We start from the raw sequence: 16,448 nt of genomic DNA, 5'->3' as shown, positions 1-16,448 counted from the left end.
TTTAAATAATGCAAATAACCGTAGATTATAGCGGATTTTCCGCTAAAAATCTTGTTCAATTGCAAGCCAATTTTCCAACATTTGCTTACCATATTCGGTAATAAAGGATTCGGGGTGAAATTGCACGCCGTAAATCGGTAAATTTTGGTGTTTAAATGCCATCAGCACGTTTTGGTCGCACACTGCGGTGGCAACAAGCGGTGTATTTTCCAAAGAATTTTGCAAAATGCCCCAAGAGTGGTACAAGCCCACTTGAAAGGTATTCGGCAAGCCGTTAAAAATCGGGTTCGGCTGAATTTGGCTTAACGTGCGTTGCTGCCCGTGTCGCACATTTTGCAGATTATACAAAGTACCGCCAAAAAATTCGCAAATCGTTTGATGCCCCAAGCACACGCCCAAAATCGATTTACTTTGGTGATAGCGTTCTAACATTTTAAATGTTTGTGGGTAAGCCCTCGGTACATCAGGACCGGGCGAAATCAGAATATGGCTAAATTGCTCCACTTCGTCTAGGTTGAGTTCTTCCACTAATACTACTTTGGTTGGAATATGGATTTTGCGTAATAAATCCACCAAGTTGAAAGTAAAAGAGTCGTGATTGTCGATGATTAATAGGTTTTTGTTCATTTTATTGTTGTGACTATTCTTCCAATAATTCCCTAGACACCATTTCCAATTTTATTGTGTCTGCCTCGTTTTCCAACAATTCCACTTGCGGCATAATTTGGCTTGCTTTGCTGGAAAGATGTTGAAAACGTTCCACTTTGCCGATTAAGCCTTGTCGCCCAACGAGCGAGGTAACTGTTTGATTATATTGATTATTTGCGGTATTCAGCGTATTACCTAATTTGGCTAAACGGTCAGCCACGACACACACTTGGTTATAAATTTCACCTGCTTTTTCGCTGATTTCTCGAGCCTCGGTGTTGCCTCGTTCAATTCGCCATAAGTTCGCTACTGTGCGTAAAATGGGCATTAGCGTGGTGTAAGAAACCAAAATTACGTTGCGTTCATAGCCAAAATTAAACAGTTGCGGATCGTGCTTCATCGCCTCGATATAAGCTGGCTCAATTGGCACAAACATCAATACAAAATCAGGGCTTTTCACCCCTAATAAGGCACTGTAATTTTTCTTGGAAAGCCCCTCAATATGGCTTCTAAGCGAGCGGCAATGTTCATCTAAGGCTTGAGCAATTGCAAAATTTTCTTCAGATCTGACCGCTTGATCGTAGGCGACTAACGACACTTTACTATCAATAATCAGATGTTTTTGGTCAGGTAGATGCACCACAAAATCGGGAGCAAAACGCCGTCCTTCTTCATCTCGAAAACTCTCTTGGGCTTGGTAATGCTCGCCTGCTAACAAACCTGCCGATTGTAATGCACTTTCTAGTTGTACTTCGCCCCAGTTGCCGGCAATTTTATTATTGCCTTTTAAGGCGGTGGCAAGGTTTTGTGCCTCTTCCGACATCGAAACACCAATTTGTAGCACACGCTTAATTTCTGCCTCTAAATTCGCCGAGCCTTTGAGTGATTCACTATGCACTTCATTCACTCGCTTTTGAAAGCCTTCGATCTGTTCCTTGAACGGCTTGAGCAGTGCCTCAAGCGAGCTTTGGTTGGTTTCGCTAAATCGCTTACTTTTCTCTTCCAAAATCTGTTGTGCCAAATGTTGGAATTCCATATTAAGCTGTTGTTTTACTTCAACAAAATTGCGTTGTTGCTGCTCAAAATTAGCCTGTTTTTCGTTTAGTGTGGTGCGTAATTCGGTCAGTTCGTTTTGCACCTCGTTTAATCGGCTAAATAAAGATTGGTTTTCACTCTCTTTGTGAGAAAGCGAACTTTGGCTGAACTGTAACTGTTCTTCCAAACTTTCGGCTTTTGCTTGAGCGGAGCCAATGCGTTCTTTCAGCTCGTTAATATAACGTTCCAGCTGATTTTCCTGCTGCTCGGCAAGCTCAATTTTTTGTTGAAAACGCTGAAGTTGGCTATCTCGCTCGGTTAGGCGTTCACACACCGATTCATATTTGGTTTGCTGCTGCACCGCCCATTGTTCAAGCTGATTTTTCTCTTGGCTTAAATGTTCATATTTTTGGCTGATTTGGTTAAAATCTTCGGTGATTTTGTTGAGATCTTGGCTTAACTCAAAGGCATCTCGCTGGTAACGTGATTGCAAAAAAAACAGATAAATGCCAATCAGCACGCAAACAGCAAGGGCAACATAGAGCCAAATTTCATCAATATTGAAAGATGCGTTCATCGGTAAAACCTTTTTCAAAAAATACTTTTAAAAATTCTTGCTTTGCATTATAACAGAGCTTTTAAAGATTCAGCCAATTTCAGCATTTAGCGTAAGTTATGCAACATTTTATTCAAACAGCCAATGATTATGGCAAGCAAAAGCGACCGTTTTTCTTTTTAATTGATTTTGAACAGCAAAAACCGCGTATTTTTCCGTTAGAAAACGCAGCAACAAGCGGTCTTTTTTTTGACTTTTTTTGCAAATCGAATGTAGAAAAACCGTTTAAAAAAAATGATAAACCTTTTGAGTTTTCAGCCATACCAATGGATTTTGCCGATTACCAAGCCGGCTTTGAATTAGTGAAAAAAGAGATTCAGGCGGGCAACAGTTATTTGCTGAATTTAACCTACCCAACTTCCATTCAAACTAACTACAGTTTGGCGGACATTTTTGCGGCAAGCCAAGCTAAATATAAGTGCTATTTTGACAGGCAGTTCGTCTGCTTTTCGCCGGAGTGCTTTGTGCGGATTGAAAATAACAAAATTTTTTCTTATCCGATGAAAGGCACTATTAATGCGAATGAAGAAAATGCTGAACAGAGATTGATGACTTCAGAAAAAGAGTCTACCGAACATAATACTATTGTGGATTTGATCCGAAATGATCTTGCTTTAGTTGCAAAAAATATTGAAGTTACAAAATATCGCTATATTGAGAAAGTGCAAACTCATCGTGGGACAATTTTGCAGACAAGTTCCGAGATTTGCGGTGAACTGGCAGAAAATTGGCAGGAAAATATCGGATCTATTTTAGCCGCTTTATTACCTGCGGGTTCTATTAGTGGAGCTCCAAAAGAGAAAACCGTTTCCATCATTCAACAGGCAGAACGAGGCAAACGTGGTTATTACACAGGCATTTTTGGCTATTTTGATGGCGAAAGTTTAGAGAGTGCAGTGACCATTCGTTACATCGAGCAAGCCGCAGACGGATTATTGTTCCGCAGCGGCGGTGGTATTACCTCGCAAAGTGTGTTGGAACAGGAATATAACGAAATTTTAGAGAAAGTCTATGTGCCAATTTCCTCTGTTTGAAACCCTTTCGATTATTGATGGAAACATTCAAAATTTACCCTATCATCAGCAACGTTTTGAACAAGCAGTGTGGGAATATTTTAGCTGTGAGCCAACTTTTACACTGGCACAGATTTTAGTTGTGCCAGAGGCTTATCAACAAGGCAAAGTACGCTGCCGAATTGATTATAATGCGTCAGCATTTGAGATAACATTTTTCCCTTACTCGCCAAAACAAGTTGAGCGTTTTCGTTGTGTAGAAGTAGAAAATTGGGATTATCATTTAAAATTTAGTGATCGCAAGCGGTTTGATTTACTCAATATTTTACAAAATGAAGAAGTGGTGATTATCAATAATGGCAATGTGAGTGATTGCTCCATTGGTAATTTGCTGTTTTTAAAAGATGGCGTTTGGTACAGCCCACAAGATTATTTGCTCAAAGGTACACAATTAACCCGATTGCTGGAAGAGGGGAAAGTGTATTTAACTAAAATCACTCAAGCTGATTTAGGACAATATGAAAAAATTATGCTGATTAATGCTCTCAATCCATTTAATGAATGTCGGGCGTTACCTTGCTCACAAACTTATTTTTGTGATCTGGATCGAAAAGTTTAAAAAAACACTTGCAACTGGATAAGTATATACTATAATAATATACAGTTATTTTACGCAATAAGCGTTTATCAAAATTGACAGGATTAAAATATGGCAGAGAAGAAAAGTCAAAAGAATAGCCCGGTAAAACAAGTCGATCCGGAACAAAAAGAGAAAGCACTTGCTGCGGCATTGGCTCAAATTGAGAAACAGTTCGGTAAAGGCTCAATTATGAAGTTAGGCGATACACAAGCATTAGATATTGAAGCTGTTTCAACGGGATCTTTAGGGCTAGATTCTGCATTAGGTATTGGTGGTTTACCAATGGGGCGTATTGTTGAAATTTATGGTCCGGAATCTTCAGGTAAAACAACTTTGACCTTATCTGTTGTAGCTCAGGCACAAAAAACAGGCAAAACCTGTGCTTTTATTGATGCAGAACACGCACTTGACCCTGTTTATGCCCGTAAATTAGGGGTAGATACAGACGAATTATTAATTTCACAACCGGATAATGGCGAGCAAGCATTAGAAATTTGTGATGCATTGGTACGTTCCGGTGCGGTGGATGTAATTATTGTAGACTCTGTAGCCGCACTTACACCAAAAGCTGAAATTGAAGGTGATATGGGCGATTCCCATATGGGTTTACAAGCACGTTTAATGTCGCAAGCATTACGTAAATTAACCGCTAACATCAAAGCAACCAACTGCTTGGTTATTTTCATTAACCAAATCCGTATGAAGATTGGTGTAATGTTTGGTAACCCGGAAACTACAACAGGTGGTAATGCGTTAAAATTCTACGCCTCTGTGCGTTTAGATATCCGCCGTTCAGGGGTAGTAAAAGATGGCGATGAAGTTATCGGTAGCGAAACGAAAGTAAAAGTGGTAAAAAACAAAGTTGCTCCGCCATTCCGTGAAGTTCAATTCGATATTATGTATGGCGAAGGAATTGCTCGTATGAATGAATTGCTAATTCTTGCAGAGTCTCACGGTTTCATTAATAAGGCAGGAGCTTGGTTCTCTTACGAAGGGGAGAAAATCGGTCAGGGTAAAAACAATGCAATTAAATGGTTAAAAGAACACCCTGAAGTAGCAGATAAAATTGAGCAAGATATTAGAAACTTACTTATTGCAAATCCAAGTTTTGCTTCTACGCCTGATTCTGAAAATTCAGATGACGGTAGTGAAGAATTTAACGAAGAAGAGCTATAATTCACTCAATTTATGCGATTTTCGCTCAATGTGAAAATCGCATTTTTATTGCAATTATGACAACCATTTCTACAACCCAAACAAATAAATACACAGCAGTTAATTATCTGCTATATTTACTCTCAAAGCGTGATTACAGTGAGCAAGAGCTTCGTCAAAAACTAAAGCAAAAAGAATATGATTTTGGTGAAATTGATGAAGCAATAGAAAAAGCACAAGCCAATAATTGGCAAAGTGATGAACATTTTTGTATAACTTTTATTCGCTACCGTTCAATGCAAGGCATAGGTCCTCGTCGACTAAAGCAAGAATTAAAACTCAAAGGAATTAAAGATTGGCTAATTAACCAAGAACTCGAAAATGCAGAGGTAGATTGGTTTGAATTAGCAGAGCAAATTTTTGAGAAAAAACGACCGCTTGTATGGGATCTAAAAGCTAAGCAAAAAATGTGGCGGTTTATGGTTAGTCGTGGTTTTTACAATGATCATTTTAGTCATTTGATGGATATAGATTATAACAGTGATGAATATGAATAGAGAAAAAATAACCTTTTTTAGCCGATTTGAAGCGGATATTGTAAGTGGTAAAAAAACCATTACCATTCGGGATAAATCAGAATCTTACTTTCTCCCTAACCAAGAATTAGCTGTTTTTACCAACGAAACAGATCGATTTTTTGCTAACATTAAGGTACTTTCGGTCACACCTATTCAATATGATGAGCTCAATGAACAACACGCTCAACAAGAGAATATGAGCTTAGCAGAATTGAAAAAAGTTATTCGAGAGATCTATCCAAATGATGATTCCTTTTTTGTGATTCATTTTAAACTGATTTAATTTAGCACTATGGCACTTTTTAAATCCACTAAACAAGTTGAATTATGCCCCAAATGTCATTCTCCCTTACAACTTAAACAAGGGAAGAAAGGCTTGTTTTTGGGATGTTCGGCTTATCCAGTATGTGATTACATTAAGCCATCACACCAAGAAAATCATATTATTAAAGCGTTGGAAGAATGTTGCCCTGAGTGCGGACATCATCTCCAATTAAAGCAAGGTAGCTATGGTATTTTTATTGGTTGTAGTAACTATCCTGAATGTCATTTTATTGTTCACGAAGAGGCTGAGGTAGAAGAATTTGATTGCCCTGAATGCAAGCAACATAAACTGGTTGCTAGGAAAGGACGGTCGGGAAAAACATTTTATGGCTGTACAGGCTTCCCTGATTGTAAATTTACCTTAGCAACTCGACCGATTAAGCAACAGTGTGAAAGATGTGGTTGCGAACTTGCTACCATCAAAAAAGTGAAGGGTAGACAATACAGTATCTGTGCTAACAAAAGCTGCCAGCACCAAACTAAAGTACAAGCGAATGAATAATTTTTTAGAAATAGTTAATCAATTAAAGCAAGAAGAAGTTGTGGCTTATCCAACCGAAGCGGTTTTTGGCTTAGGTTGCAATCCGCAAAGTGAAAAAGCAGTGAGGAAATTACTCGCATTAAAGCAACGCCCTGAAGAAAAAGGCTTAATTTTACTGGCTTCCGATTTAAAATATCTTCTTCCTTATATTGATGACAACAGAATGACAGAGCAGGCTTGGCACCAGCTAAACCAAATTGGTGAGCAAGCTATTACTTGGATCGTACCTGTAAAAAATAGTGTGTCGAGTTACCTCACAGGCAAATTTGATTCTATTGCCGTGCGTTTATGTAAAGTACCTGCGGTAATAGCACTCTGTGAGGCAACGGGCTTTGCTCTAACTTCAACCAGTGCTAATTTAACAGGTGAGCCACCTTGCCGAAATGCACTAGAAGTGTGGTCTCAATTTGGGGACGATTTTCCTGTATTAAATGCAGAGACGTTAGGCAGAGAAAACCCTTCTGAAATTCGAGATATTTTCAGCCAACAGATTTTTAGACAAGGATAGATAATGAACCAATACGCTGTTTGGGGTAACCCTATTGTTCAAAGTAAATCACCTCGCATTCATCAACTTTTCAGTTTGCAAACCCAACGAGAAATTGAATATGTTGCGAAATTAGGTGATGAGACTGCCTTTGAGCAACAATTAGCAGAGTTTTTCAATTCAGGGGCGAAAGGGTGTAATATCACTGCTCCATTTAAAGAGCGAGCATTTGCTGTCGCTGATGAATATAGCGAAAGTTGTTTATTAGCAGAGGCTTGTAATACTTTAAAACGATTAGATGATGGGCGTTTATATGCTGATAATACAGATGGTAAGGGTTTAGTAGCTGATTTAGAGCGTCTTGGTTGGCTAAAAGCAGGGCAAAAGACCTTAATTCTAGGGGCAGGAGGTGCAACCAAAGGTGTATTGCTACCGTTACTTCAGTCTGGGCTAGAGATCACCATTTATAACCGTACTATAGATAAAGCGGTCATTTTAGCAGAAAAATTTGCAAAATTTGGCAAAATCCAGACCGCTTGTTTAGAGGAGCTTGCCGGACGACAGTTTGATTTAATCATTAATGCAACTTCTCTGGGCTTGCAGGGAAAATATGTTGAACTACCAATATCATTAATGGCTTCAGCCAAAATTTACGATATGCAATATGCCGTTAATATGCAAACGCCATTTCTCAATTATGCGAGAGATTGTGGTTCTATAGAATATCAAGATGGTTTAGGAATGTTGGTTGGGCAAGCTGCTTTTGCTTTTGCGTTGTGGGAAGATAAATTTCCTGATATTGAAGCTGTACTAAAACAATTAAAGCAAGAGATGCAATCTACTCAATAGCAAAAGATAAGCTATTATTTTATAAACAAAAAACGGTAGATTTCCGCCAAAACGACGAATATCTATACAAGCAAACTAAAAAATCAAAAATTTCAAAAAAAGTATTTGACGGAGAGCCTTAAAATCAGCATAATGCACTCCGTTAACCGATATGGTGAACGCAAATGGCTACATAGCTCAGCTGGTTAGAGCACAACACTCATAATGTTGGGGTCGCAAGTTCGAATCTCGCTGTAGCCACCATTGCGGGACTGGCGAAATTGGTAGACGCACCAGATTTAGGTTCTGGCGCCGCGAGGTGTGTGGGTTCAAGTCCCTCGTCCCGCACCATTTATCGATTAACAAAAATTAGTGTTGGGGTATCGCCAAGCGGTAAGGCACCGGGTTTTGATCTCGGCATCCCTAGGTTCGAATCCTAGTACCCCAGCCATCTAATTTCAAATTATCAAATCTCATAAGCTAACGTAAGTTAGTTTTTTTCTTTTGGGGTATCGCCAAGCGGTAAGGCACCGGGTTTTGATCTCGGCATCCCTAGGTTCGAATCCTAGTACCCCAGCCATCTAATTTCTGTCTTTTATAGCGTTTCTTCAATTTATAAAATTTTTGAAAAATTAGACCGCTTATTTTCTTTCCGTTAAAATAGTCGTCAAAATCACTTTCCAACAGATCTAATGAAACTCAACTCTCAACAACAACAAGCGGTGGAATACACTCAAGGGGCTTGCCTTGTACTGGCAGGTGCCGGTTCGGGCAAAACTCGGGTGATTATTAATAAAATCGCTCACTTAATTGCAAATTGCGGCTATTCCCCGAAACAGATTGCGGCAGTAACCTTTACCAATAAAGCCGCCCGTGAAATGCGGGAGAGAGTGGCTCACTCTATCGGTAAAGAAAATAGCAAAGGGCTGACGATTTCAACTTTCCACACTCTTGGTTTTGAGATTTTAAAGCGAGAGTACAAATTGCTTGGCTTTAAGTCGGGAATGACGTTATTTGACGAACACGACCAAATTGCCTTGCTTAAACATCTGTTGCCGGAAAATGTGACAGAAGATAAAGATCTGCTTAAAACCCTCATTTCCACTATTTCAAATTGGAAGAACGATCTACTGTCCCCTGAAATGGTAATTGCTCGTGTGCGAGATGAGCGTGAGCGGGTCTTTTCTCACTTCTATCAGCTCTATCAAAATCAACTGAAGGCTTATAACGCTTTGGATTTTGATGATCTCATTATGCTCCCCGTACTACTTTTCCTCCAATTTCCTGAAGCAAAAGCTCGTTGGCAGCATAAAATTCGCTATCTGTTAGTAGATGAATACCAAGACACCAACACCAGCCAATATGAGTTGATTAAGCTGATTGTCGGCGATGAGCCAAACTTTACGGTAGTGGGTGATGATGACCAATCCATCTACTCGTGGCGTGGGGCGAAGCCTGAAAATATGCAACGCTTGCGTGAAGATTTTGATCTGAAAGTGATCAAACTAGAACAAAATTACCGTTCTAGCCAGCGGATTTTGCATTGTGCCAATATTTTGATCGATAACAACGATCATCTGTTCACCAAACGCCTCTTTTCTGAGCTGGGTGAAGGCGAAAAACTGAATGTGATCGAGGCAAAAAATGAAGAAAACGAAGCCGAGCGAATTGTCGGCGAGCTTATCGCTCATCGCTTTTCTAAAAAGACTAAATATAAGGATTATGCCATTTTGTATCGGGGTAATCACCAATCTCGCTTGCTCGAAAAATTACTGATGCAAAACCGCATTCCGTACAAAATTTCAGGTGGTACATCGTTTTTTGCTCGGGCAGAAATCAAAGATATGATGGCATATCTGCGTTTGGTGGTAAATCAAGATGATGATGCGGCATTTTTACGTATTGTGAACACACCAAAGCGAGAAATTGGTGCGGCAACGCTAGAAAAATTGGGAATATTGGCGAATGAAAAACAAGTCAGTCTGTTTGAGGCGATTTTCGATTTTGAGCTGATACAACGCTTAACGCCGAAACCTTACCAAGCCCTGCAAGATTTCGCCCGCTGGATTGTGGAAATTGCTGATCAGGCGGAGCGTTCAGATCCGATTGAAGCGGTGAAAGATTTATTGGCGAAAATTCAGTACGAAGCGTACTTATATGAGACCGCTACCAACCCGAAAATGGCAGAAATGCAAAGCCGGAATGTGCAAACCCTGTTTGAATGGGTTCAAGGTATGCTGGAAGGGGATGAAATTGAAGAACCAATGAATTTGGTGCAAGTAGTCAATCGCCTGACTTTACGCGATATGCTCGAACGGGGCGAAGACGATGATGAAGCCGACCAAGTACAGCTTATGACCTTACACGCCTCAAAAGGCTTAGAGTTTCCCCACGTTTTTCTGATCGGAATGGAAGAGGGCATTTTGCCACACCAAACCAGCCTTGACGAAGAGAATGTAGACGAAGAACGCCGTTTGGCTTACGTTGGCATTACCCGAGCCCAGCAAACGCTAACCTTCTCGCTATGCAAAGAACGTCGGCAATATGGTGAAATTATCAAACCTGAACCAAGCCGTTTTTTGCTGGAATTGCCACAAGATGATTTGGTGTGGGAAAGAGATAAGCCACCGCTCACTGAGCAACAAAAAGAGGCTAAATCATCTGCTAATATTGCTAATTTAATGGCGATGCTAAAAGCGAATAAGAAATAGCAACAAGCGGTTGAACATTGGAAAATTTTTGTAAGTGATTTGCAAATTTTTAGTAAAATTTGACCGCTTGTTGATTTGATAATTTTGACTTATCTCAAGAAACGAGCGGAATACCTATTTTCAATTATTACATTGAAGTTTTCGACGTTATAGACTAAAAATGTTTATATAGGAGAAATAAGATGGAATTAAAAACGGTTATAGAGCAACGCAAAACCATTAAAGCCTTTAATCCTACAGTGAAAATCAGTCGTGAAGAGCTGCAGGAGATGTTGGCATTAGCACAACTTGCTCCTTCAAAAGCGAATTTACAACCTTGGCGATTTGTAGTGGTTGATGATAACGCAATCAAAAAAGAGCTATCGGGTAATGTTGCCTTTAATGGTCCACCTTGTGAAACGGCTTCTGCTGTGATTGTGGTTTTGGCGGATTTGCAATATGAAAAATTGTTAGGCGATATTGTTGATCAGTCGGTTGAAACGGGATGTTTGCACCCAGAGTTCCGTGATCGTAAATTTGATTTTTTACTTGGTCTTCATCAGCAATTAACGGAAGCAGATATTCGAGATCAAGTGTTAATTGATAGCAGTTTAATCGCTATGCAGCTGATGTTGATTGCCAAAGATAGGGGGTACGATACCCACGCAATCGGTGTATTTAACCGTAATGCGGTAGTTGATTTACTGGAAATTGACAGTTCTCGCTATTTGCCTGTAATGTTATTAGCTATTGGACGGGCGGCAAATCCGGCATTACCAAGCTGCCGTTTAGGCTTAGAATATACGGTGTCTTGGAATGATGGGAAAGGATTTAAAAAGTAATAAATAATCTTAAAAACAAGCGGTCGAATCTCTTAATTTTTTTGCAAAAAATTGCTAGAATTCGACCGCTTTTATTATGGTTTTTATAGTTATGTGGGATTGATATGAATACAGAGTTAGAAACAAGAGCGAATATTTTAAGTAAAATTATTTTTGCCAGCCGCTGGTTACAATTGCCTATTTATTTAGGTTTAATTGTTGTACAGGGTATTTATGCTTATAAGTTTATGAAGTCGCTATATCATTTAGTGGTTGATCTAAACCAGATGGATTCTAATATGGTAATGTTAGCTGTATTAAATCTTATTGATGTAGTGATGATCGCCAATCTTTTAGTGATGGTTATTGTAGGTGGTTATGAAACCTTTGTTTCCAGATTGCGAGTTGATGGGCATCCGGATCAGCCTGAATGGCTTGATCACGTCAATGCAACAGTGCTGAAAGTAAAACTTTCGATGGCAATTATCAGCATTTCATCTATTCACTTACTGCAAACATTTATCAATGCTTCCAACCTTGATGAAAAGCAAATGATGTGGCAAGTAATTATCCACGTTACCTTTGTGATTTCTGCATTAGTGTTAGCATATATTGATAAAATATTGAATGCCCAACACGTTAAACATTAATATTGATGACAACATACATTTTTGATAAAAGCGATTATAATAAAATCGCTTTTATTATTTTAGACTGATAGGGAGTAGATTATGGCAAAACATTATGATTATGTTGCGATTGGTGGTGGTAGTGGCGGTATTGCGTCTATTAATAGAGCAGCAAGTTATGGGAAGAAATGTGCCATTATTGAAGCAAAACATCTAGGTGGGACTTGCGTTAATGTGGGTTGTGTGCCGAAAAAGGTAATGTTTTATGGTGCTCAAATTGCAGAAGCGATCCATCGCTATGCTCCTGATTATGGTTTTGATGTCTCTGTTAATCATTTTGACTATGCAAAATTGGTTGAAAGCCGACAAGCGTATATTGAGCGTATCCATACTTCTTACAATAATGTACTAAGCAAAAATAATGTTGATGTGTTAAATGGTTTTGCTCGCTTTAAAGATGAAAAAACGATTGAAGTAAGTTATGAAGATGGTTCGAAAGAAGAAGTTACCGCTGATCATATTTTAATTGCAACAGGCGGTCGCCCAACTATTCCGGATTTAGAAGGGGCAGAGTATGGCATTACTTCAGATGGTGTATTTGCGTTAGATGCGTTGCCAAAATCGGTGGCAATTGTGGGAGCTGGTTATATTGCGGTTGAGTTAGCCGGCGTATTTAATAGCTTAGGGGTAAAAACGCATTTGTTTGTTCGCCAGCACGCACCGTTGCGTCAGCAAGATCCGCTGATTGTGGAAACCTTGCTCGAAGTATTAGCTCAAGATGGTATTGAACTACATACCCAAGCTATTCCACAAAAAGTAACAAAAAACCAAGATGGAACACTGACTTTAATTTTAGAAGACGGGCGTGAAACTACTATTGAAACCTTAGTTTGGGCAATTGGTCGTGAGCCAGCAACCGATGTGATTAATTTGGACGTAACAGGCGTTCAAACAAACGAACGTGGTTTTATCAAGGTAGATAAATTCCAAAATACCAATGTGCCGAATATTTATGCGGTGGGTGATATTATTGAAGGTGGCATTGAATTAACGCCTGTAGCGGTTGCGGCGGGGCGTCGATTATCAGAACGCTTATTCAACAATAAACCCAACGAACATTTAGACTATAACTTAATACCAACAGTCGTATTTAGCCACCCACCAATTGGGGCTATTGGTTTAACTGAGCCACAAGCCATTGAGCAATATGGTAAAGATAATGTAAAAGTTTATAAGTCGTCTTTTACTGCAATGTACACGGCGGTTACTCAACACCGCCAGCCTTGCCGAATGAAATTGGTATGTGTGGGTAAAGAAGAGAAAATTGTTGGTTTACACGGTATTGGCTTTGGTGTTGATGAGATGATTCAAGGTTTTGCGGTTGCGATCAAAATGGGGGCAACAAAGGCGGATTTTGACAATACCGTTGCTATTCACCCAACAGGTTCAGAAGAATTTGTAACGATGCGATAAATATACTAGAATATGACGATGTATAGAAAATATTTTCTAATAAATTTTTAGGAAACCTATGAAGGCATCTCTTAGTTTAGTTACTTTATGTTTGTTTATGATTGGAAGTGCTTATGCTCAAACTAATCATAAAAGCAATGTAAGTGATGCTAAACAGCAAGAAAATAAACCTGCATTTAAGATTTCAGAACGTAGAGTACTAAAAGTGCCTCCAAAAGAGGAGGAAGTGAGTAGCTTTTCTATGGAGGAGTTACGTGTCGGTGCTCAGCGAATTCTGGATAGAGCTGAAGTACAATACTATAAATCTCAATGCCGATATGCGTTTATGTCTGATAGAGATGTGATTGAAAACCGCTGCGAAAGCAAGAAAATTTCCCGACCAAGATAAAAACGGAGCTTATGCTCCGTTTTTTAGTTATTCGCCTTGAAATAAGAATGGATTTACACCACTTCTGGATAAGCCTTTTTGTTCCATTTCAGAATCTAAAAACAGGCTGGCTAAATCGTCCGCTACAGGCTCAACATTAAAATCTTTATCTTGATAAAGCACTTTTAAGTAAGAGTGGCAATCTCCGCAACTTTCTGCTTTAACTGCTGCCTCCATAGAGTCTAAACTCCAGTAATCCAGCTTGCCTGTTTCATCACAGTTAGTGCATTTTGCCCTCACTACGTGCCATTCACTTTCGCATAAAGAGCAGTGTAAATAGCGTAAACCTTGTGCTTCGCCAAAATGAATCACGCTGGTAACAGGTGCAGAGTTACAAACAGGGCAAAAATGTTTATGCCCCACTTCAGCACGCGTATTACGGGGCAATTGTTGTGCTAATTGCACCCAATACAGTGAAAGAGCAGCCCAAATAAATACTGCCTTATCTGCTGCTACAAGTTCATGATGCTCATTTAAAAGATTATCTGCTAAGGTTTCTAACTCAGAAGCAGAGGTTTTTTCCAACCATTCTAGTGTTGGGAGAATGGTGTCATTAGCGTAAGGCTTGAATTTTTCAATAATAGCAAATAATAGTTCTCTCCACTCATCACTACGTTGGAAATTTTTGCTGTTTAGTGGTTTATCGCCTTGTGTTAGTTCAACACAAGCGGTTACTTTTTCCGAATAATTTGCAATTGGTCTATTGGTTAATAATTCAAGCTGAATGTCCACTAAATTAGCGGAAAATTCCATATAATCGCCAAACGGATTTTCTTTGGCTAACTCGCGTAAACGCTTTGCACGGCGAGAGTAGAGGTTTTTAGGGTTAGCAAAAAGTAATTCTGGTTGTTGGAATGAACTGGCAACTTGTTGAATTTCATCTTGCTGTACAATTTTGATACTCATAACTTTCCTAAGTCATAAAATAAAAGTGCGGAATTCTCCGCACTTTGTGTGATTATTGGATAGTGTTATCTTTCTTAACGTGTTTTTCGATTTCAGGTAACACTTCTTCACGATACCATCTTGGGTGGTGTTTTTTCGCCCAGCGAACGGTTACCCAGCCTTCAACCATACCTCTGATTGAGCCTTTTACCCAGAATGCCATATAGATATGTACTAGAATACCGGTAAATAGCATAAATGCCATTGTAGAGTGAAGTAAAATCGCAATTCTAATCACAGGGATTGAGAAGTATTCTGAGAAGAATTGTCTCCACATAATAATTCCCGTAATTAAAAGGGTAAACATTGCAATAATCAATGTCCAGAAGAGTAATTTCTGACCTAGATTATATTTGCCGTTATCGGCAACCGCGTGTTCATTACCTTTTAACACCTCAACAATACCCTTTGCCCAGCGAATATCGTTTTTCTCAGGAATATTATGATGCCAGTACATTAATGCAACAATGCTAAATGCAATGAACATAACGATCCCGGTGAAAGGGTGTACCGCACGAGCAATTTGTGGTGTACCTAAGATCTCTGTTAGCCACGCAAAATCAGGGAAGAAGAATGCTACACCGGTAAACATCGTCATAAAGAATGAAATAACGAGAAACCAGTGACTAACACGAGCTAACGGCTTATGACGAACGATTTTAGTATCATTCGTAACGATATATGGCTTACTCATGTCTATCTCCTTCTCTAATATCGTGGTGATGATCTTCAACATCTTCCTCAACGTTTGGACCAACCGTTACATAGTGTGCAACTTCAGCTAATGCTAAACCACCTAATGCAACAGCGGCAACTGGTTTTAAGATGTCTTTCCATATTGTAACTGTGGTGTCAATCTTCGGATCTTTCGGTAAACCTGAATAAAGTTCCGGTTTGTCTGCGTGATGTAATACATACATAACGTGTGTACCACCCACACCCTCCGGATCATAAAGACCAGCATTTTCATAACCACGAGCTTTAAGGTCTGCAATACGTTGTTCTGCATAGAACTTCATTTGTTCTTTGCTACCAAAGCGAATTGCACCTGTTGGGCAAGTTTTCACACAAGCCGGCTCTTGACCTACCGTTACACGATCCACACATAATGTGCATTTGTAAACACGGTTATCTTCCGGGTTCATACGTGGAATGTTGAACGGACAACCTGCGATACAGTAACCACAACCGATACATTTATCAGATTGGAAATCTACAATACCGTTAGCGTATTGAATAATTGCACCCGGAGCAGGGCAGGCTTTCAAGCAGCCCGGTTCAGTACAGTGCATACAGCCGTCTTTACGAATTAACCACTCTAAACGGTCATTTTCTTCAACTTCGTTGAATTTCATTACCGTCCACGCTTTTGCATTCAGATCAGCTGGGTTATCGTAAACACCAACACAAGCAGCATTGATATCAGAGCGGATATCATTCCACTCTGAACAGCCTACCTGACAAGCCTTACAGCCGATACAGGTAGTTACATCAATTAATTTTGCCACTTCCACTTGGTGGGAACGAGCCTGTGGAGCAGGTGTTAAACCAGAGGTTGCGGAGATCTTAATAATGTTTTGAGATTGAACTACACCCAT

The 16,448-nt window shown here is 39.5% G+C and carries 18 protein-coding genes and 4 tRNA genes; 17 read left to right on the top strand and 5 right to left on the bottom strand.

The window, feature by feature from the left end; all coding sequences use genetic code 11:
* Positions 1-42: 42 nt before the first annotated feature.
* The gene (locus ICJ55_RS10355) at positions 43-627 is read right to left on the bottom strand and encodes an anthranilate synthase component II (RefSeq protein WP_188156727.1); all 585 of its coding nucleotides are present in this window, start codon (positions 625-627) and stop codon (positions 43-45) included.
* Between the two features lie 13 nt (positions 628-640).
* Entirely contained in the window at positions 641-2,260 is a 1,620-nt protein-coding gene (locus tag ICJ55_RS10350) for a DNA recombination protein RmuC (RefSeq protein WP_188156726.1), read from the bottom strand.
* 98 nt (positions 2,261-2,358) lie between these two features.
* Here ICJ55_RS10350 and ICJ55_RS10345 point away from each other — a divergent pair, with 98 nt between their 5' ends.
* The 17 genes from ICJ55_RS10345 (at position 2,359) to ICJ55_RS10265 (ending at position 13,866) form a co-directional block, all read left to right on the top strand.
* Positions 2,359-3,333 carry an aminodeoxychorismate synthase component I gene (locus ICJ55_RS10345; RefSeq protein ID WP_188156725.1) on the top strand — a complete coding sequence of 325 codons (975 nt, stop codon included), beginning with the start codon at positions 2,359-2,361 and terminating at the stop codon, positions 3,331-3,333.
* The gene (locus tag ICJ55_RS10340) at positions 3,311-3,931 is read left to right on the top strand and encodes an aminotransferase class IV family protein (RefSeq protein WP_188156724.1); all 621 of its coding nucleotides are present in this window, start codon (positions 3,311-3,313) and stop codon (positions 3,929-3,931) included. The genes ICJ55_RS10345 and ICJ55_RS10340 overlap by 23 nt, the downstream gene beginning before the upstream one ends.
* A gap of 90 nt (positions 3,932-4,021) precedes the next feature.
* Entirely contained in the window at positions 4,022-5,128 is a 1,107-nt protein-coding gene (recA, locus tag ICJ55_RS10335) for a recombinase RecA (protein ID WP_188156723.1), read from the top strand.
* A gap of 56 nt (positions 5,129-5,184) precedes the next feature.
* Positions 5,185-5,664, top strand: a complete 480-nt coding sequence (gene recX, locus ICJ55_RS10330; RefSeq protein ID WP_188156722.1) for a recombination regulator RecX — start codon at positions 5,185-5,187, stop codon at positions 5,662-5,664.
* Positions 5,657-5,968, top strand: coding sequence for a N(4)-acetylcytidine aminohydrolase (yqfB, locus tag ICJ55_RS10325; protein ID WP_188156721.1), 312 nt, complete (start codon positions 5,657-5,659; stop codon positions 5,966-5,968). The genes recX and yqfB overlap by 8 nt, the downstream gene beginning before the upstream one ends.
* Positions 5,969-5,977: 9 nt before the next feature.
* Positions 5,978-6,511, top strand: coding sequence for a DNA topoisomerase family protein (locus ICJ55_RS10320; RefSeq protein ID WP_188156720.1), 534 nt, complete (start codon positions 5,978-5,980; stop codon positions 6,509-6,511).
* Positions 6,504-7,058, top strand: a complete 555-nt coding sequence (gene tsaC / locus ICJ55_RS10315) for an L-threonylcarbamoyladenylate synthase type 1 TsaC (protein ID WP_188156719.1) — start codon at positions 6,504-6,506, stop codon at positions 7,056-7,058. Before ICJ55_RS10320 ends, tsaC begins: the two co-directional genes overlap by 8 nt.
* Before the next feature lie 3 nt (positions 7,059-7,061).
* On the top strand, positions 7,062-7,886 hold the full coding sequence (gene aroE / locus ICJ55_RS10310) for a shikimate dehydrogenase (protein ID WP_188156718.1): 825 nt from the start codon (positions 7,062-7,064) through the stop codon (positions 7,884-7,886).
* A 166-nt stretch (positions 7,887-8,052) separates the two neighbouring features.
* Positions 8,053-8,129 (top strand) — tRNA-Met (locus ICJ55_RS10305).
* 2 nt (positions 8,130-8,131) lie between these two features.
* Positions 8,132-8,216 (top strand) — tRNA-Leu (locus ICJ55_RS10300).
* A gap of 25 nt (positions 8,217-8,241) precedes the next feature.
* Positions 8,242-8,316, top strand: a tRNA-Gln gene (locus tag ICJ55_RS10295).
* Positions 8,317-8,370: 54 nt separating this feature from the next.
* Positions 8,371-8,445 (top strand) — tRNA-Gln (locus ICJ55_RS10290).
* Between the two features lie 112 nt (positions 8,446-8,557).
* Positions 8,558-10,576, top strand: coding sequence for a DNA helicase Rep (rep, locus tag ICJ55_RS10285; protein ID WP_188156717.1), 2,019 nt, complete (start codon positions 8,558-8,560; stop codon positions 10,574-10,576).
* Positions 10,577-10,758: 182 nt separating this feature from the next.
* Positions 10,759-11,397: a nitroreductase family protein gene (locus ICJ55_RS10280; protein ID WP_188156716.1), complete on the top strand. Its 639-nt coding sequence runs from the start codon at positions 10,759-10,761 to the stop codon at positions 11,395-11,397.
* A gap of 104 nt (positions 11,398-11,501) precedes the next feature.
* Complete coding sequence (locus ICJ55_RS10275; RefSeq protein ID WP_025235561.1) at positions 11,502-12,026, top strand: TIGR00645 family protein; 525 nt, start codon at positions 11,502-11,504, stop codon at positions 12,024-12,026.
* A gap of 81 nt (positions 12,027-12,107) precedes the next feature.
* The gene (gorA, locus tag ICJ55_RS10270) at positions 12,108-13,478 is read left to right on the top strand and encodes a glutathione-disulfide reductase (RefSeq protein WP_188156715.1); all 1,371 of its coding nucleotides are present in this window, start codon (positions 12,108-12,110) and stop codon (positions 13,476-13,478) included.
* A 58-nt stretch (positions 13,479-13,536) separates the two neighbouring features.
* Positions 13,537-13,866, top strand: coding sequence for a hypothetical protein (locus ICJ55_RS10265; protein ID WP_188156714.1), 330 nt, complete (start codon positions 13,537-13,539; stop codon positions 13,864-13,866).
* Positions 13,867-13,893: 27 nt separating this feature from the next.
* Here ICJ55_RS10265 and fdhE read toward each other — a convergent pair whose 3' ends face one another.
* Genes fdhE through fdxH form a run of 3 tightly spaced genes read right to left on the bottom strand, consistent with a single transcriptional unit; the run spans position 13,894 to position 16,448 of the window.
* Positions 13,894-14,811: a formate dehydrogenase accessory protein FdhE gene (fdhE, locus tag ICJ55_RS10260; protein WP_188156713.1), complete on the bottom strand. Its 918-nt coding sequence runs from the start codon at positions 14,809-14,811 to the stop codon at positions 13,894-13,896.
* A 52-nt stretch (positions 14,812-14,863) separates the two neighbouring features.
* Positions 14,864-15,544: a formate dehydrogenase subunit gamma gene (locus tag ICJ55_RS10255; protein WP_188156712.1), complete on the bottom strand. Its 681-nt coding sequence runs from the start codon at positions 15,542-15,544 to the stop codon at positions 14,864-14,866.
* The gene (gene fdxH / locus ICJ55_RS10250; RefSeq protein WP_188156711.1) at positions 15,537-16,448 is read right to left on the bottom strand and encodes a formate dehydrogenase subunit beta; all 912 of its coding nucleotides are present in this window, start codon (positions 16,446-16,448) and stop codon (positions 15,537-15,539) included. Before fdxH ends, ICJ55_RS10255 begins: the two co-directional genes overlap by 8 nt.

Origin of the sequence: Mannheimia bovis (assembly GCF_014541205.1) — a bacterium.
GTDB lineage: Bacteria > Pseudomonadota > Gammaproteobacteria > Enterobacterales > Pasteurellaceae > Mannheimia > Mannheimia bovis.
The sequence above is the reverse complement of the archived record's forward strand: the minus strand, read 5'-3'. Positions and strand labels throughout refer to the sequence as shown.